At 54.1% G+C, this 16,620-nt stretch carries 17 protein-coding genes; 11 read left to right on the top strand and 6 right to left on the bottom strand.

What is annotated here, in order from left to right:
• Positions 1 to 61 precede the first annotated feature (61 nt).
• From H7U06_RS03760 to H7U06_RS03750, 3 genes are all read left to right on the top strand, one after another.
• Positions 62 to 751 carry a response regulator transcription factor gene (locus H7U06_RS03760; RefSeq protein WP_175624838.1) on the top strand — a complete coding sequence of 230 codons (690 nt, stop codon included), beginning with the start codon at positions 62 to 64 and terminating at the stop codon, positions 749 to 751.
• On the top strand, positions 738 to 1,988 hold the full coding sequence (locus tag H7U06_RS03755) for a sensor histidine kinase KdpD (protein WP_175624837.1): 1,251 nt from the start codon (positions 738 to 740) through the stop codon (positions 1,986 to 1,988). The genes H7U06_RS03760 and H7U06_RS03755 overlap by 14 nt, the downstream gene beginning before the upstream one ends.
• A 255-nt stretch (positions 1,989 to 2,243) precedes the next feature.
• Positions 2,244 to 2,960: a TerC family protein gene (locus H7U06_RS03750; protein WP_175624836.1), complete on the top strand. Its 717-nt coding sequence runs from the start codon at positions 2,244 to 2,246 to the stop codon at positions 2,958 to 2,960.
• Positions 2,961 to 3,056: 96 nt separating this feature from the next.
• On the opposite strand, the gene H7U06_RS03745 is transcribed toward H7U06_RS03750, so the two are convergent.
• Positions 3,057 to 3,464, bottom strand: a complete 408-nt coding sequence (locus H7U06_RS03745) for a hypothetical protein (RefSeq protein WP_175624835.1) — start codon at positions 3,462 to 3,464, stop codon at positions 3,057 to 3,059.
• A gap of 157 nt (positions 3,465 to 3,621) precedes the next feature.
• Here H7U06_RS03745 and H7U06_RS03740 point away from each other — a divergent pair, with 157 nt between their 5' ends.
• The gene (locus H7U06_RS03740) at positions 3,622 to 4,083 is read left to right on the top strand and encodes a ProQ/FINO family protein (RefSeq protein WP_175624834.1); all 462 of its coding nucleotides are present in this window, start codon (positions 3,622 to 3,624) and stop codon (positions 4,081 to 4,083) included.
• Between the two features lie 41 nt (positions 4,084 to 4,124).
• Here H7U06_RS03740 and H7U06_RS03735 read toward each other — a convergent pair whose 3' ends face one another.
• Positions 4,125 to 4,919, bottom strand: a complete 795-nt coding sequence (locus H7U06_RS03735; protein WP_175624833.1) for a sulfite exporter TauE/SafE family protein — start codon at positions 4,917 to 4,919, stop codon at positions 4,125 to 4,127.
• Between the two features lie 413 nt (positions 4,920 to 5,332).
• Here H7U06_RS03735 and H7U06_RS03730 point away from each other — a divergent pair, with 413 nt between their 5' ends.
• Positions 5,333 to 6,580 carry an MFS transporter gene (locus H7U06_RS03730; protein ID WP_175624832.1) on the top strand — a complete coding sequence of 416 codons (1,248 nt, stop codon included), beginning with the start codon at positions 5,333 to 5,335 and terminating at the stop codon, positions 6,578 to 6,580.
• A gap of 5 nt (positions 6,581 to 6,585) precedes the next feature.
• Here the strand turns inward: H7U06_RS03730 and H7U06_RS03725 are convergent, their stop codons facing one another.
• A complete protein-coding gene (locus tag H7U06_RS03725; RefSeq protein ID WP_175624831.1) occupies positions 6,586 to 7,149 on the bottom strand; it encodes a PhaM family polyhydroxyalkanoate granule multifunctional regulatory protein in 564 nt (187 codons plus the stop codon).
• A gap of 63 nt (positions 7,150 to 7,212) precedes the next feature.
• The gene (locus H7U06_RS03720) at positions 7,213 to 8,484 is read right to left on the bottom strand and encodes a branched-chain amino acid ABC transporter substrate-binding protein (RefSeq protein ID WP_175624830.1); all 1,272 of its coding nucleotides are present in this window, start codon (positions 8,482 to 8,484) and stop codon (positions 7,213 to 7,215) included.
• 90 nt (positions 8,485 to 8,574) lie between these two features.
• Between H7U06_RS03720 and H7U06_RS03715 the strand changes: the two genes are divergently transcribed.
• The 4 genes from H7U06_RS03715 to H7U06_RS03700 all read left to right on the top strand — a co-directional run bounded on the left by H7U06_RS03715 (position 8,575) and on the right by H7U06_RS03700 (position 13,320).
• Complete coding sequence (locus H7U06_RS03715; protein ID WP_175624829.1) at positions 8,575 to 9,648, top strand: DUF3108 domain-containing protein; 1,074 nt, start codon at positions 8,575 to 8,577, stop codon at positions 9,646 to 9,648.
• Between the two features lie 37 nt (positions 9,649 to 9,685).
• A complete protein-coding gene (locus H7U06_RS03710; RefSeq protein WP_175624828.1) occupies positions 9,686 to 10,438 on the top strand; it encodes a DUF3108 domain-containing protein in 753 nt (250 codons plus the stop codon).
• A gap of 122 nt (positions 10,439 to 10,560) precedes the next feature.
• Positions 10,561 to 11,268: a 7-cyano-7-deazaguanine synthase QueC gene (queC, locus tag H7U06_RS03705; RefSeq protein ID WP_175624827.1), complete on the top strand. Its 708-nt coding sequence runs from the start codon at positions 10,561 to 10,563 to the stop codon at positions 11,266 to 11,268.
• 381 nt (positions 11,269 to 11,649) lie between these two features.
• A complete protein-coding gene (locus H7U06_RS03700) occupies positions 11,650 to 13,320 on the top strand; it encodes an L-lactate permease (protein ID WP_175625207.1) in 1,671 nt (556 codons plus the stop codon).
• A 69-nt stretch (positions 13,321 to 13,389) separates the two neighbouring features.
• Here the strand turns inward: H7U06_RS03700 and H7U06_RS03695 are convergent, their stop codons facing one another.
• Positions 13,390 to 13,842, bottom strand: coding sequence for a hypothetical protein (locus H7U06_RS03695; protein ID WP_175624826.1), 453 nt, complete (start codon positions 13,840 to 13,842; stop codon positions 13,390 to 13,392).
• Between the two features lie 254 nt (positions 13,843 to 14,096).
• Here H7U06_RS03695 and H7U06_RS03690 point away from each other — a divergent pair, with 254 nt between their 5' ends.
• Positions 14,097 to 14,729, top strand: coding sequence for a phosphatidylcholine/phosphatidylserine synthase (locus H7U06_RS03690; protein WP_124574401.1), 633 nt, complete (start codon positions 14,097 to 14,099; stop codon positions 14,727 to 14,729).
• A 323-nt stretch (positions 14,730 to 15,052) separates the two neighbouring features.
• Positions 15,053 to 15,334, top strand: coding sequence for a hypothetical protein (locus tag H7U06_RS03685; protein ID WP_175624825.1), 282 nt, complete (start codon positions 15,053 to 15,055; stop codon positions 15,332 to 15,334).
• Positions 15,335 to 15,369: 35 nt separating this feature from the next.
• On the opposite strand, the gene H7U06_RS03680 is transcribed toward H7U06_RS03685, so the two are convergent.
• Positions 15,370 to 16,614 carry a multifunctional CCA addition/repair protein gene (locus tag H7U06_RS03680; protein WP_175624824.1) on the bottom strand — a complete coding sequence of 415 codons (1,245 nt, stop codon included), beginning with the start codon at positions 16,612 to 16,614 and terminating at the stop codon, positions 15,370 to 15,372.
• Positions 16,615 to 16,620 lie beyond the last annotated feature (6 nt).

Here is a 16,620-nt window from a genome sequence, read left to right as displayed (position 1 = left end):
GATTTTTTCAGACCAGACACATATTTCATAGATAAAGAGGCGAGCAATCGCCATCACCACCATGCGCATTCTGATTATTGAAGACAATGCCGATATCGTCGCGAATCTGTACGCATTCCTTGAGCCGCGCGGCTACGTACTCGATTCCGCTGCCAACGGATATGCAGGCTTCGCGCTCGCAGCACAACATGATTACGATGCCGTCATCCTCGACATCAAACTGCCCGGCATAGACGGCCTGACACTGTGCCGCAAGATGCGCGATGAATTGCAAAAAGACACTCCGGTACTGATGCTGACCGCACGCGATACGCTGGACGACAAAGTCGCTGGCTTCGACAGCGGCGCAGATGACTACCTGGTCAAACCATTCTCGCTGCTGGAAGTGGAAGTGCGCCTGAAAGCACTGGTGCGTCGCGCCCGTGGCAAGAACCAGGGCACCAACTTCCTGAGCGTAGGCAATCTGGTATTCGACACCTCGACCTACCAGGTCAAACGTGACGGCATTCCTATTTCACTGACCAAGACCGGCTTCAAAATCCTGACCTGCCTGATGAAAGAAGCACCGAAAGTCGTATCACGCGAAACCCTGGAGCTCGAAGTCTGGGGCGATCACCCGCCAGATAGTGATGCACTGCGCACCCACATTCATGCATTGCGCCAGGCACTGGATAAATCGCATCCGTTTGCCATGCTGCGCACCGTACAAGGCATAGGTTATCGCCTGGTAGATGCGGATGAAGCGCCCTAGTACGCTGCGCCGCCGCATAGTTGTAGCCTATCTTTACTTTGCGCTGGCGGTTTGTACTTTCGTTGGTGTCGTCGCTTCAGTTGCAATTGTCGGCATAGAAGATTTACTGGTCGACGAACACCTGCGCAGCATCGCTGCGTGGGCCTCGCCACGCCATGCAGCTGGGATGCCGGTAGAAATGCCATCCGATGTCAGCTTCTACCACGGCACCGCCATCCCGCCTGAATTACACAACTTGCCATTCGGCGTTGCCAAGCGCGTATTCGAAGATCAATACGTGCATTTACTGGTCGGGCAGGATGCCGCAGGCCCTTATGTCGTGATCGACCGCGCCAGCGAATACAAAAATATCGAACACGTGATCTTCGCGATGCTGGGCGCTGGTTTCCTCGGCTTCGTCGCACTCTCCCTCTTCCTCGGCAGCTTCATCGCGCGTGGTTTTGTCGATCCCATCATTACGCTGGCCGATGCGGTAATGGACAAAAAGACCAATGCCGAACTGCCCCTGCTGAATCATCAGGATGAATTGGGCGTACTGGCACGCGCCTTCGCCGAACACACGGCCGAACTCAAGCAATTCCTCGCACGGGAACGCTTCTTCACCGGCGACGTCAGCCACGAACTGCGCACTCCGCTCACCATCATCATCGGTGCCGCCGAACTGCTGGTTGAGCAAACCGCTGACCAGCCTGCAGTGCAGGCACCGGCACGACGCATCATGCGCGCTGCCAAAGAAGCAACAGACTGCGTCAGCGTGCTCTTGCTGCTGGCCCGCCGTCCGGACACCATAGACCGGCCGCTCACTTCCATTTCAGAAGTCATCCGTGCCGAAATAGAACGTGGCCAGCCACTGGTACGGGACCGGCCTATCAGCCTGCATTTCCAGGAAGGCAAGGATTTTTCGGTATTCGGACGCAAGGAACTGCTGTCATCAGCGATCGGCAACCTGATCCGCAATGCCTGCGAATACACTGACGAAGGCTCGGTCGTCGTCTCCATCCAGGACCACAGCGTGCTGGTCGAAGACACCGGCCCCGGCGTGCCGGACATCATCCGCGCCCGCCTGAAGAACGACCCCACCCAACCCGCACTTATAGGCTCAGCCGGATCAGGTCTCGGCCTGGCGCTGGCCATCCGCATTTGCGAATACCTCGGAGCCAAGCTTGAGCATGACGACAGGCCGCAAGGGGGTAGTATTTTCCGCATCCACTTCCAGTCGGTTTTAACGAAAAAATAACGCTAATATCACGTTAAATTGAGTTCTGCCGAGCTAACCTGCGCCTGCGTGGGGGACGTTCGCAGCTGTAAATAACCGTCCCTTCCGGTCTGGGTTTTTGTCTCTATACTGGACTTAAGCCCATACGTATTGATTAGTAGGAAATTTGCACACGTTAGCAAGTAGTGGCCAAAAGATGTTTGTGGTTTCCACGGACAGATAACAACATGGTCGTATGCCGACTGCCGCTTATATTCAATAAACTTTGAGGAAGACATGGACTTACTAGGAACTCCAGCATTTTGGGCCGCACTCGGCAACATCATCCTGATTAACATCGTGCTGTCCGGCGATAATGCAGTCGTCATTGCATTGGCCGCTAAATCACTGCCGCCAAAACAAAAGAAAATGGCCGTCATCTACGGTAGTGCTGCCGCCATTATCCTGCGTATCGTTCTGACCATTTTCGCGCTGCAATTGCTGACCCTGCCTTACCTCAAACTGGTAGGCGCGGTTCTGTTGTTCTACATCGGCGTCCAATTGCTGGCCGAAGACGGCGGCGAAGAAAACATTGAAGGCCACTCCAACCTGTGGGGCGCCATCAAAACCATTCTGATCGCCGATCTGGTCATGAGCCTGGACAACGTCCTCGGCGTTGCTGCAGCGGCAAACGGCAATGTCGTATTGCTGATCATCGGTCTGGCCATCAGCGTTCCGCTAATCGTGTTTGGTAGCGCACTGGTACTGAAGTTGATGGAAAAATTCCCTATCATCATCACACTGGGCGCAGCATTGCTGGGTTACCTGGCTGGCGAAATGCTGTTCTCTGACACAGCAGTCACACCTTGGATCGCAGCGAACATGCCACACCACGAAATCGGTTTGTTCGGCAGCAGCCACCTGAGCATTCCAGGTCTGGTACTGGCTATCGGCGTCGTCATCGTTGGTACCTACCTCGGCAAGCGTCACCACAAAACAGAAGCAACAGCTTAATAAGCTGTGCGCCGTCGTCCAGCGACGACGGCTGCAAACAAAAGGGCGAACCGATTGGTTCGCCCTTTTTGTTTATGCTGACTGAAATGTCTCGCTTCAATATTTCTTCAGATTAAAGCTGTGATCCGTCACCAGTCGTGTCATCGCCAGCAATGGACTCAGCCCCAGTACCAGTTGGGTTAATTTATCGCCGGGCAAAGCCCAGATCTGTGAGCGTGGCGCGTCCACCTGCGTCACTGCAGTAATCAGGGGCGCAACCCATTCCGCTTCCGGCGTCACATCCAGCAGCACGTCGCCTTCTGACGTGGTATGCATATAGATCTCGCCGCCTTCGGTCAGCTCAAAGCAAATTCCCCAGCCGTTGTTCTTATTGCCTTTGATCAGATATTGGATATTGCGGTTCTGATGGTCTATCCATGCTTCCACGTCATACGTGGTCTTCAGGACTATCCACGGCCGCGCCAGCGACTGATCCTGCGCTTCTTCATCATCTTCGTACATCATCGCGTTTCATTTTTGTATGGATAAGGCATGCAGCACTGTACACCGGGCACGAAAATTCGGTAGCATCACTGTGGACAAAAAACACACAACTGCAGGCAATTCCGCTCCGTCGTGCTATCCTGCGCACCCTGGATACCCAATTGCTGAACCGCTGTAAATGACGACTACCGAAACTACGCCTAACCCAATTCAATCTGCCCGTACCTTGCTCAAGGAACTGCAGGAAAAATTCACCGTGTTCGGCGAACACCTGCCGCTGGCCATCGGCATCGACAAGCAATTGATCGCGCAAATCCCGGATGTCAGCCGCAAATCGCTGCGCACCGCACTCGGCATACACACCAATTCCCTGCGTTACCTGAAGGGCATGGAAAAAGCGACCGTACGCTTCAACCTGGACGGCAGCAATGCCGATGAAGTCACAGACGTCCATCGCGCACACGCGACCACGACGCTGAAAGAACGCTTCAAAAAGAATGCAGAGCACCGCAAAGCACAGCGCCAGGCTGAAGAAGCCCAGCGCAAGGCCGCAGCAAAACAGCGTGAAGCAGAAGAAGCTGATCGCCTGCGCGCAGAAAAACTGACCCAGTTAGCAGAGAAATTCTCGCGCAAGAACTAATGCCCTGACTTGCCTGCACTTCTGCAGGCAAGCCCTCTCTCCTACCAGTAAGTCCACAACATCTTCGCCGCCAGCACATACAGCAGGCAGGCGAAGATGCGTTTCAATACTGGCACCGGCAGGCGATGTGCGAGTCGCGCACCGAAAGGTGCAGTAAAAACACTGCCGCAGACTATGCCTGCCAGTGCAATGATGGAAATGAAGCCGACTGCATCATCCGGCAAGCCCTGCACACTCCAACCCGAAATCACATAACCTATGGTACCGACCACGGCCAGGGGTATGCCCATCATCGCACCAGTACCTATGGTTTTCTTCATAGGCACACCGCACCACAGCATGAATGGGATAGTCAGGAATGCGCCGCCTGCAGAAACCAGGCCGCCGATGATGCCGATGATGAGACCAACGAAAAACAAAGGGCCGCCGGAAGGAAGTGTACGCGCCGCTTTCGGCTTCTTGTTCAATAGAATTTGCGTCGCGCCGAAGAACACGATCACGGCAAAACTCAGCGCCAGATGACGTTGCGGTATCCATGCAGAGACTGAAGTCGCCAACAAACTGCCGACTACCAGCCCGGGAGACATACGTTTGACGATATTGAAATCGACGCCATCGAACTTCAAGTGCTCACGCACGCTGGAGCCGGAAGTAAATACGATGGAAGCCATACAGGTGCCGAGCGCCAGATGCACGATATGGTCAGGTGCGAAGTGCTGCGCCGCGAACAAGGCCGCCATGATAGGTACCAGCGTCATACCGCCACCTATGCCCAGCAAACCGGCTAACACGCCGACAAATGCACCTGCCAATACATACGCCAGAAACCAGACCATGCCCGCACCCTTGTGATTATTTTTTATCTGCGAACTGTAGCAGTATCAGCGGCAATGAGAGCAACATTTTTTCTCTAAAAAACAGAGCATCACTCTCGCATTACAGAAGGTCGATTATTCATTAGCTGCAACAGATATATACGCCAGACGCCATACCGACAGCACCATGCTTAAGTAAAATGGCAGCTACCTGCCTCTGTACTTTGCTGATTCCGTGCCGCATCCGGCAGCACTTTTAAAAAAGTATTAGACTAAGCAACGCAGAATCCTCATGCATCTGGTCGTCCGCTTAAAAGAATTCAAACTCTCGCGCCACATATCCACGCGCATCCAGCACCCGTATCAGATTTTCTCGCTAGTCCGGATTCACGTCATCCCAGACAGCCCCTACAATATTTATTCAGCAGGTTCTATTGCACTCTTCTACCCACACTCCCGTCATCAAAAATGAACGCCTGTTCTTGCTGACCATCGCCGGCATACAGTTCACGCACATTCTTGATTTCATGATCATGATGCCGCTTGGTCCGCAACTGATCAGGCTGTTGCACATCGATACCCATCAGTTCGGCCTCTTGCTGTCGTCTTATACATTTACTGCAGCCGCGTCCAGCCTGTTGGCAGCGACTTACATAGATCGCTTTGACAGACGCAAACTGCTGCTGGTTTTGTACGCCTGCTTCATCATCGCAACCCTGTGTTGCGGACTCGCGCCCAACTTTACCTTCCTGCTCATCGCACGTGCATTGGCAGGTGCGTTTGGTGGCATCCTCGGCGGTCTGGTGCAAACCATGGTTGCTGATGTGATTCCATTTGAACGTCGTGGCAAGGCACTCGGTACCGTGATGGCGGCATTTTCGATTTCGACTGTTGCCGGTGTGCCGCTGGGCTTGTTGCTGGCGTCTACCTTCACCTCGCTGGGATGGCGCGCACCCTTCTTTTTCATCGTGCTGCTATCAGGGATTTTCTGGTTCATCGGTTACAAACTGCTGCCCAACCTGACCGCACATTTGCATAACAAACCGGTCGGCAATATCTTCCAGCGCATCTTTGCAGTCGCCAAAGAGCCGCGACATTTAACCGCCTTTGCCTTTATCGCGATGATCATGATGGCGGGCTTTACCGTTATCCCCTACATCGCCTTGTACATGACGACGAATGTAGGCTTGCCCGAATCCTTCATTACCGTGGTGTATCTGTGTGGTGGTGCTGCGACCTTCTTTACTTCGCAGCTGATAGGCCGCATGGCGGATAAGTACGGCAAGCTGAAGGTGTACAGGATAGTGGCGGTCGCCTCATTCATCCCCTTGCTAATCACAACTCATCTGGTGCCGATTGCATGGTGGCTGGTGCTGATCAACTCGACGATATTCTTTATCCTGGTTCCGGGTCGCATGGTACCGGGCATGGCGATGGTAAGTGCAGTGCCGGAGGCGCATGTACGCGGCACGTTCATGACATTGATTTCATCGGTGCAGATGTTGTCGTCCGGTCTGGCGACGCTGATTGCAGGCCTGATCATTACGCGTACGCCTAATGGCCAGATCGAGCATTACGATACTGTCGGTTATCTCGCAGTGGCATGCGGTGTACTGACCATCTGGCTGGCACATAATTTACGGATACCACCCGACCCTGCCAGCAACAAACCTGCGGCTTAAGCGCTTCAGGGTTTTGCAACAGGCGTGCGTTTTTTTGCAGGCTTGTTAGCGGAGGATTTCGCTGCGGGCTTTTTAGTTGCCGTGCTTTTCCTGGCTGCAGGCTTGGAAGCTGTTTTCTTTTGCAAGGCAGCTTCTTCTGACATCACGCTGCTGACCGCCTGATTGAATTGATCCTGCAACATATTCCACCAAGCTGCAGGATTCGCAGTGCCAGCGCTGCTATGCAAAGGATCGGATGCAGTAGCAACTGGTGGCTCGACCGGTGCTTCTGCTTTGGGTGGGGCCGCAAAGGTCTGCCCCATGCTTTGCAGGGTGCTGATCGTCGCGCTTTGCACTTCCAGCGCCTGTATCGTCCCGCGCAACATATTCATATTCGCAGTCAACCAGGCTTCGACCGCTTTTAAGTCGGTGATTTGCTTATTGATTTCTTCCACCGACAAAGTCGGCATCACCATCCCCGGAATCGCACCAGCCGGTGGCTTCATTCCACCCCACATATTCTTGACGAATTCCATGGTGTCGGCCATGGCATCGAAGCCGGGAAGATTGGGCATATTGGGCTGAGTCATGACTACGCTCCTGGATGCAATGCAGGTCTAAGTACCCTAAGCGTAGCAGATAAAGTGGCCTGGCTAGCGCAATGGGCGCTGCATCTTGCAACTGGTCGGCAAGGCGGTGCGGGCTGCGGGCAGATACAACTCCGTCTTGAAACCATAACCACTGCCTTCGTTATCGAAGCGCATGCCACCATCCGATTTCTTGCGCATCACCGATACGTATAGAGGCTGGATCAACTGATGATCGGCGGCGTGCATGGTCGCTTCGTGGAATGCGTTCTGATAATGCGCACCTTCCAGCGCTTTCGCCACGGCCAGCGCATCGGTCGACTTCGCTTTTTCTATCGCCGTCACCAGCATCTCTATCATGAGGTGCATGCGCAGATGTACATAATCATCCTTGGGCTGCGGATAGCGCTCACGGAATGCGTGATAGAAGCGATCACTGGCGCCATCTTTCGCGCCGTCACCCACATTCGGATGCCACTCGGCCACTGCACGTACCCGATCCACACCAGCATCACCGATGGCAGCGGGGGCGCCCAGGCCATTACCGTAAAAGGTGTAGAACTTGGTATTCAGACCAAACTCTTTTGCTGCTTTTACCAGCAAGGTCAGATCATTCCCCCAGTTACCGGTGATCACCGCATCAGCTCCGCTGGCCTTGATCTTCGCAATATAGGGCGCGAAATCCTTGATCTTGCCGATAGGATGTAACTCATCACCGACGATCTGGATATCCGGTCGCTTCGCGGCCAGTTGTGTACGCGCTGCCTGCGCGACCAGACGGCCGAAGCTGTAGTCCTGTCCGATCAGATAAATACGATGAGCGCGGTTATCACGCTTGATGACTTCGGTTAATGCATTCATGCGCATATCGGCATTCGCATCAAAACGGAAATGCCAGTAGCTGCATTTCTCATTCGTTAGCGCCGGATCGACCGCTGAGTAATTCAGAAAGAGCACGCGATTATTCGGCAGCCGCTGATTATGCTTGTTGACCGCATCGAGCAAGGCGGCCGCAACTGCCGAGCTGTTTCCTTGAACTATAAATGGTATGCGCTGGTCGGTCAGTCGCTTGAACTCGAGCAATGATTCTTCTACGCCCAGTTTGTTATCAAAGATTTCCAACGCCAGCGGATGTGCACCATCCGGCAGCTTGACGCCGCCGCGCGCATTAACCTTATCTATAGCCACTTGCAGGTTACGCACGACCGCCTCACCCGCGTTGGCAAATGCACCAGACATGCCATCTATCATGCCTATGCGTATGGGTTCAGCCGCTTGCGCCACGGTGCAGGCGCACAGCAGGACGCACGCCAGTATATTTTTGCCTTGGATTTTCAATGCAGGACTTTCTTAAAACGGCCATTTTACGCGGCTGCCTACCAGCCCGCTTGTGCACCGAATCGCGGCCCTTGCGTTTACACTAGCGCCATGACGACAGAGATACCGCCATCCCCGCATAAACAGCCGCGCAAAAGGCTACTGACTGGCGGGCTATTGGTTTTGCTGGCATCCCTGTTGCTGCACCTGATCATCATTTCCTGGGCACGCGGCTTGCTCGTACTGCCATCTGGCAAACCACAAGATGACACCATGGTCGTCGCCGCAACGCTGGAAAGCGAAGCACCCGTCATCCCAAAACCGAAAATAGTCGCCGCCAAACCCAAGCCACGCCCGCGCCGGCCTGCTCCTGCTCCGGTAGTTGAGTCGCCTGCGCCTGTCGCCGAAACGACCAGCCCGCCGGCCAACGAGCCATCCACAGCAAGCACCAGCGACGACAAAATCGTGGCAGAAGAAACACCAGAGCCAGCCGCGCCGGAAGCGGAAACAGGCATCGCCTACAAAATCGATTTGCCACCTTCCGCCAGCCTGAAATATGACATCCAGAAAATCCCTAAGGAAGGGGCGCCTACTTATGGCAGCGGCACCATCAGCTGGCGTACCGATGGTCAGCTATACACGGTGGATGGTGAATTTGGTGTGCTGTTCATTACCGCCTTGCGCTTCAGGAGCAGCGGCAGCATCACGGACATCGGCATCGTGCCCGAGCTGTATAGCGAAAAGCGTTTTCGCCGCTCCGAAACCAATACGCACTTCCAGCGCGATCCTGAATTGATCAGTTTCTCTGCTTCGACCAAATTCTATCCGCGCACCGGTGGTGAACAAGACCGCGCCAGCATCATCTGGCAACTGGCAGGTATAGGACGCGGCGATAGTGAGAAATTCGTTGCCGGAACTAGCATCGATTTATTTGTCGCCGGTACACGCGATGCAGAAACATGGCACATACTGGTGATCGGCCAGGAAGACATCGTGGTCGACGGCACCACTATCAGCGCCTGGCATGTAGCGCGCGCGCCTAGACGCGGCTCCTACGACCAAAAACTGGATATCTGGCTCGCACCCCAATTAAACTGGTATCCGGTACGCCTGCGCTATACAGAAGCCAATGGCGATTATCTGGATATGTCATTAAGCAATCTGAACGTTTCCGCCTCACATTAGTCATATAAACTTAACAATATTTCATTCTGGTGCCCCAATGAAGCGTAACCTTTACCGTAATCTGGAATCCATGCTGCTCGCCACCGTGCTCGCTACCTCAGCGAGTGCCACACTGGCTCAAACACCCGCCAAGCGCAGTTTTAACTTGCCGCCATCGGCTGACCTGAACTATGCAATCAATGCCAACCAGCGCGGCCTGCCGCTGAACGGCACTGCCATCATCCACTGGAAAACGGACAAGACAACTTACTCGATAACAACTGAAACCAAAGCCATGCTGCTGGGCAAGATACTGGAAGCCAAAAGCGAAGGCACTATTGATGCATATGGCCTGGCACCGTCGACTTCGACAGAAAAGCGTTATCGCAAAGATCCAACCACCACAACTTTTAATCGCGACGCCAAAACCATCACCTTTACCGCGTCCGACGCCAGCTATCCGATCAAGGGCGGCGAACAGGATCGCAACAGCATAGTCTGGCAACTGGCGACCATTGCACGCAGCACACCGAATAAATTCAAAACCGGTGCCAGCATTCCGGTAACCGTGGTGGGACAAAAAGATGCGGATGCGTGGGTCTTCAAAGTCAACAAGGCCGAGAAAATCAAAACCGCGACCGGCGATCTGAACACAGTGAAAGTCAGTCGCGTCATCAAGGATGGCGACAACGCACAGAAACTGGATATCTGGTTTGCACCGTCCATGGAATGGTATCCGGCACGCGTACGCATCACCGAGCCTGAAGGCGACTTCATCGAACAAACCCTGACCAAAGTCGATCCGGTATAAGCAGCAGACATAGCGAAAGTTCAGCTGGGCATATAATTCGGCCTGGCGCGGCGATGTAAACTATCGTCCGCGATAGATATTCGCTGTCGATTTTTTGCTGTTGTTTGTTACTGAAGGAAATTATGAGTTCTGCAGATGGTGCGCTGGTCTTGTTCAGCGGTGGACAAGACTCCACGACTTGTGTCACATGGGCGCTGAACCGCTACGCCAAAGTTGAAACCATCGGTTTTGATTACGGCCAGCGTCACGCGGTCGAACTGGAAGTGCGCCCGAGCGTACTGCAATCCTTGCGCGGCATTAATCCGGAGTGGGACCAGAAGCTGGGCGAAGATCACATGATAGATCTGTCGCTCATCTCCAAAATATCCAACACCGCGATGACGCAAGACGTAGAAATCACCATGATGGAAAACGGCTTGCCGAATACTTTTGTGCCCGGCCGCAATTTGCTATTCATGACTGTCGCTGCGACTGTCGCTTATCGTCGCGGACTCGATGTACTGGTTGGCGGCATGTGCGAAACCGACTTCTCCGGTTATCCGGATTGTCGTGACGACACCATGAAAGCATTGCAGGTCGCACTCAATCTCGGCATGGCAACACGCCTCAAGCTGGAAACTCCACTGATGTGGATAGACAAGGCTGACACCTGGCAACTGGCACAAGACCTGGGCGGCAATGCGCTGGTCGACCTGATACGTGCTGGCACCCATACCTGCTATCTCGGTGAACGTGGTGCCTTGCATGACTGGGGCTACGGTTGCGGCAAATGTCCGGCTTGTGAGTTACGCGCACGCGGCTATGCGAACTTCATTGCGCCAGCAAAGTAAGCATGTAGTAAGGCATATTAATTAAACGTTAAATTACAACAGTCGAAAACTTCGACGAGCACGTGCTCATCAAGAAACATCTTGATGGATCACCCTCTCCCCATCCCTCTGTAACTCCGCATACCAGACGCGCCAGCCTCGCGCGTCTCCTCTTGCGCGCAACCCGGCGCACTAGCTAATTCACGCTTGAAAATTTGCAGCAGCGCAACTGCATAAAAGAAGTCTCAGAATCCTCAGATTGAGGTATCAAAATATCGTATCGATGGGTTAAATTTATGCATCAATGTGCTTGTGAGTGGCTGATATGGTGGCGTGCCCCTGCGCTGCAACGATCAGCGAGGGTTAAAAACTATAGTTACCCAATCAAAGGACACGACCATGATATGGCAACAGATTTACGATCCACTTAACAGCTTCGGCTTCTCCACTATCGCCGCCGGCATACCGGTTGCAGTACTTCTCGCAGCACTCGCATTTTTCCACATGAAAGCCCACCTCGCGGCAGGCCTCGCGTTGATAGTCGGCATCGTCATCGCCGCATTTGTATTCGGCATGCCGGTTGCAATGGCAGGCAAGGCAGCAGGCTACGGCATCGCCGCAGGTCTGTTCCCTATCGGCTGGATCGTGCTGAATATTATTTTCCTACATCGCCTCACTACGCTGAATGGCTATTTCAAGGTGCTGCAAAACAGTATCAGCGGCATCACCGAAGATCGACGTTTGCAATTGTTGCTGGTCGCGTTCTGCTTCGGCGCATTCTTTGAAGGTGCAGCAGGCTTCGGTACTCCCGTTGCTGTTACCGGTGCGATTCTGATCGGCCTTGGCTTCTCGCCGCTGGCTGCTTCCGGCCTGGCGCTGATCGCTAACACGGCACCTGTCGCGTATGGCGCGCTTGGCGCACCGGTGATTGCGTTGTCGGCTGTAACCGGTATCGACTTGCTGCATCTGTCGTCGATGATCGGTCGTCAATTGCCGTTCTTCTCGGTATTGGTTCCGTTCTGGCTGATCTGGGCGTTTGCCGGTTTCCGTGGCATGCGCGAAATCTGGCCTGCGATCCTGGTCGCTGGTGTGTCGTTTGCGATCCCGCAATTCGTCGTATCGAACTACCACGGCCCTTGGCTGGTAGACGTGATCGCCGCGATTGTGTCGATGGGCTCGCTAACCTTGTTCCTCAAGGTATGGCAGCCTAAGAAAATCTGGACCTCGACCGCCCTGCGCAATCGCAATGACAATTCCAAGGATGACATTAAGCCTGAACCAGAATCGGAAGAGAAACCAGTACTCGCCAGTATCAGCGTCGCGAAATCATGGATGCCATGGGTGATTTTGTCGGTGTTCGTCTTTATCTGGGGTACGCCATTCTTCAAGAAAGCGATCGACGCAATCTGGTCATGGAAGTACGCGATTCCAGGCCTCGACAAGATGGTCATGAAGATGCCGCCGGTAGCCAAAGAACCTTTCCTCGAAGCCGCAGTGTTTAACTTCAACGTGCTGTCGATGGCAGGTACCGGGATTTTGGTATCGGCGATCGTTGCCGGTGTGTTGATGGGCTACTCGTTTAAACGCCTGCTGCAGGAGTACTGGCAAACCATCAAGCTGGTGCGCTATTCCCTGCTGACGATTTGCGCCATGTTCGGCGTCGGTTACCTGACCAAGTACTCCGGCCTCGACGCTACTCTCGGCCTGGCGTTCGCACATACCGGTGTGTTCTATCCCATGTTCGGCACCTTGCTCGGCTGGCTGGGCGTGGCTTTGACCGGCTCGGATACGGCTGCCAACGTTCTGTTCGGCAGCTTGCAGAAAACCACTGCAGAGCAGCTGGGCTTGCCACCAGTCCTAATGGCATCTGCAAACAGCTCAGGCGGCGTCATGGGCAAAATGATCGATGCGCAATCGATTGTGGTCGCATCGACGGCAACCAAGTGGTACGGACACGAAGGCGACATCTTGCGCTATGTCTTCTTCCATTCGATTGCGCTGGCTATCCTGGTCGGCTTCCTGGTCACGCTGCAAGCCTATGTGATTCCATTCACATTGATGGTTGTTCAGTAAAACCTGTAAAAAAGCACACAGCAAAAAGGCCCCGGTATGGGGCCTTTTTTATTGTCTGGCGAAGTCCGTTTAACGCGGTGCAGGCATGTTCGGATACATCGGCTCAGGCGCTGGCGCCGCAGGTGGCGGTGGGTCTGGCACTATCGTCGTGGTCTCACGCAAGATACCGCCACCACTTACGCTGCCACTGATCGTCGTATCGCGACCACTCATGCGTACCAGGCAATCCTGCCTGTCGGCATCCGGCAAGGCATTGCAGCGTATGCGTGCATTTTGTTGATAGACCGACGCATCGTCATCTTTTAATTTACCGTGGCGCGCTTCATTCAACGCAGCACCAACATCGCGCAAACAGGTCGCCCTATCCTGTGTCGACCGGCCATCCATACAATCGGCCCGGTCTTGCTTATAAGTGCTAGTAGCGGTGTCAGCCGCTGACGCCAGACTCGCGGCAAAAGCAAGGTTCAAGGCACACAGAGAAAAACCCAGTGCCTTATACATGGCATTTTTTTTGAATTGCATGGCAGCCTCCAGTGAAGGAAAGTTTCAGTCTAAAACCCCGATTTTGTATCGTATGTGCGGTAACCGACTTATACCTGCTTGGAATTGCATCATAACAAGCGGACGGGTGAACCGGTGCGCTAATTAAAATCCTGGCTATTTCCGTGCACAACCATTTAATTCAATGACATACTTGCCGCTACAACACGGCCGACGAAGGTGTAGCCCTTCATTCCGGTCGGCAATTAAAAATAGATTATTCAAGAGAGACCGTAATGCCTCCATCCAAAGCGCCTCGCAAGCATTTTTCCATGTTGCGCGGCTTTCACCTGGCTGATTTTTTTACGCTGGGTAATGCAGCCTGCGGTGTAGCGGCCGTATTTTTTGCCATGCTGTATATGGCCAGCCAGTCCCTGCATCATTTCTATGCTGCGGCGGCGATGGCACCCGCTGCCTTTATATTCGACGTCCTGGATGGTCGCATCGCGCGCTGGCGGCGTCAGCATTCGGCGATGGGGCGTGAGCTGGATTCACTGGCCGACGTGATTTCGTTTGGACTGGCGCCGGTTACGCTCGGTTTCGCAGCGGGTCTGACTGGTGGCTGGGATTGGGTTGCAATGATTTACTTCGTCTGCTGCGGCGTCAGCCGCTTGGCTCGCTACAACGTCACGGCCGAAAGCCTGTCCGAAGGTGCAGATAAGGTGGCTTACTTTGAAGGTACGCCGATACCGACCAGCGTCATCATTACCGGCATCCTGGCGTGGCTGGCATCCATAGGCAGCGTAGGAGCAGCCATTTACGGTGGCGTATGGCAAGTCGGTCCATGGGAATTACATCCGTTAGCATTGCTGTTTGCACTGTCCGGCACCTTGATGATCAGCAAGACTTTGCACATCCCGAAATTCTGATCAGTTGCAAGCAGCTGCGCTGTCCTATAAACGATAGATCAGCGCAGCCAGCACGACTGCCGCGGCAGAGACTGCGGTGAAGGTATCAAGCAAATCCAAAATAGTCCCCTTCTGCAAAAATTAACGGCTGTCATCAGCTTAGGCAGGGAACACCTCATTTCCAACGAAGTCTTTGTTGGACTCTTATGCGAAAAACACATATTGCCTTGTATCCATTGTTTTGTATCAAATGTAACAAGGCGTAAATGCGTTGGCGGATTAAGCTGAATAATCTTTCAATGGATGCTTCAAACACGTATTCGTGCTTGTAAAGGGGAGTAACCATGAAGAAAAAGCTTATCGCACTGACGATAGCACTGGTCGTCGTCAACGCCACCGCCGCACAACTATCTGCCGAAGCCTATAGAAGCAAGCATGCGCAGGACAAGACTGCGTCTTACAAGGCACCGGTACAAAGCATTACCAAATCCGAAGCGCAGGCAGCCAATATGGCGCTGATCGTCGAAAACTTCGAGCGCATAGACGCCAACAATGACGGCATCGTCACACGCAATGAGTTGCGTGCCTATGTACTGTCGACCCGCCGTCACGTACCGATGACCTGAAACAAGCTAGCCTGAAGACTGCATGCATACTGCGCTTATTCTTCAGGCGCGGTTTCCTTGATCGCAGCGGCAACTGCCCGCACGCGTGCTTCATGAATAGCTTCCGGTATGCGCTGCTGCTGATCCGGATATCGCTGCCGCGTCAGCTCGGCAATTTCCCCACCATTCACCGTTAGCGCTACTGTCAGCGCCGCCTGCAGATACGCTCTTTGTGGAAACGGTTTCTCTGTAAAACCGGTACGTCCGCGATGGTCGCACTCGGATGCCACCAACATATCGAGAAAGCGTTGCGGCTTGCGGAAAGCATCGCAACGCTCCAATAAATTCACTATCGTTTTTGCACGCAGTTCCAGCGCACGTCCGACATTGCCGTGTTCACGCGCTGTCATCAATGCCAGGTCACGACATTCGTTCGGGATTTTCAGGCGCTTACAAACCGCATCCACCAGCTTCACGCTATGCATTTCATGGCCGTGATGGCGCGGCCACATCTCGGGCGGTGTGACGCCCTTGCCGAGGTCATGCATTAAGGCTGCGCAGCGCGTAGGCAGATCAGCATGGATGCTGGCCGCGTAATCGATCACCAGCATAATGTGCGCCCCGGTATCGATTTCCGGATGATAGAGCGCCGGTTGCGGCACGCCCCACAAGGCATCCAGCTCCGGCAGTATGCGCTGCAAGGCGCCGCAATCGCGCAGCACCGCAAACATCCGTGACGGACGCACTTCCATCAGGCCACGCGCCAGTTCCTGCCATACTCGCTCTGGCACCAGAGCATCAACTTCACCGGCCACCACCATGCCTTGCATCAGTTCATTGGTTTCCGGTGCTACTGTAAATTCTGGAAAGCGCGCGGCAAAGCGCGCAATGCGCAATATGCGCACCGGATCTTCGGCGAAGGCTGGTGACACATGGCGGAATATGCGTTGCTTGAGATCACGCTGGCCGCCGAAAGGATCGACGATGCTGCCGTCTTCATCCTGCGCCATCGCATTGATGGTGAGGTCACGGCGGATTAAATCTTCTTCCAGCGTCACGCTGGCATCGGTATGGAAGACGAAACCCTTGTAACCAGGCTCAGTCTTGCGCTCGGTACGCGCCAGAGCGTACTCCGCGTGTGTCTTCGGATGCAGGAAAACCGGGAAGTCTTTGCCGACCGGGGTATAACCTTGCGCAATCATGGCCTCCGGCGTTGCGCCGACCACCACGTAATCGCGATCCTTGACGGCCACGCCCAGCAATTCATCGCGTACTGCGCCGCCAACGATGTAAGTCTTCATATCAGT

Origin of the sequence: Herminiimonas sp. Marseille-P9896 (assembly GCF_903993245.1) — a bacterium.
Lineage (GTDB): Bacteria > Pseudomonadota > Gammaproteobacteria > Burkholderiales > Burkholderiaceae_D > Oxalicibacterium > Oxalicibacterium contaminans.
This window is presented reverse-complemented; position numbering and strand designations above follow the sequence as displayed.

Excerpts from the sequence above, each read along its gene's own strand:
- H7U06_RS03740 (WP_175624834.1), top strand. The coding sequence starts at position 3,622 with ATGACGACTACCGAAACTACGCCTAACCCAATTCAATCTGCCCGTACC.
- H7U06_RS03735 (WP_175624833.1), bottom strand. The coding sequence starts at position 4,919 with ATGGTCTGGTTTCTGGCGTATGTATTGGCAGGTGCATTTGTCGGCGTG.
- H7U06_RS03685 (WP_175624825.1), top strand. The coding sequence starts at position 15,053 with ATGAAGAAAAAGCTTATCGCACTGACGATAGCACTGGTCGTCGTCAAC.
- H7U06_RS03750 (WP_175624836.1), top strand. The coding sequence starts at position 2,244 with ATGGACTTACTAGGAACTCCAGCATTTTGGGCCGCACTCGGCAACATC.
- H7U06_RS03745 (WP_175624835.1), bottom strand. The coding sequence starts at position 3,464 with ATGATGTACGAAGATGATGAAGAAGCGCAGGATCAGTCGCTGGCGCGG.
- H7U06_RS03755 (WP_175624837.1), top strand. The coding sequence starts at position 738 with ATGAAGCGCCCTAGTACGCTGCGCCGCCGCATAGTTGTAGCCTATCTT.
- H7U06_RS03715 (WP_175624829.1), top strand. The coding sequence starts at position 8,575 with ATGACGACAGAGATACCGCCATCCCCGCATAAACAGCCGCGCAAAAGG.
- H7U06_RS03680 (WP_175624824.1), bottom strand. The coding sequence starts at position 16,614 with ATGAAGACTTACATCGTTGGCGGCGCAGTACGCGATGAATTGCTGGGC.
- H7U06_RS03710 (WP_175624828.1), top strand. The coding sequence starts at position 9,686 with ATGAAGCGTAACCTTTACCGTAATCTGGAATCCATGCTGCTCGCCACC.
- queC (WP_175624827.1), top strand. The coding sequence starts at position 10,561 with ATGAGTTCTGCAGATGGTGCGCTGGTCTTGTTCAGCGGTGGACAAGAC.
- H7U06_RS03760 (WP_175624838.1), top strand. The coding sequence starts at position 62 with ATGCGCATTCTGATTATTGAAGACAATGCCGATATCGTCGCGAATCTG.
- H7U06_RS03695 (WP_175624826.1), bottom strand. The coding sequence starts at position 13,842 with ATGCAATTCAAAAAAAATGCCATGTATAAGGCACTGGGTTTTTCTCTG.
- H7U06_RS03690 (WP_124574401.1), top strand. The coding sequence starts at position 14,097 with ATGCCTCCATCCAAAGCGCCTCGCAAGCATTTTTCCATGTTGCGCGGC.
- H7U06_RS03725 (WP_175624831.1), bottom strand. The coding sequence starts at position 7,149 with ATGACTCAGCCCAATATGCCCAATCTTCCCGGCTTCGATGCCATGGCC.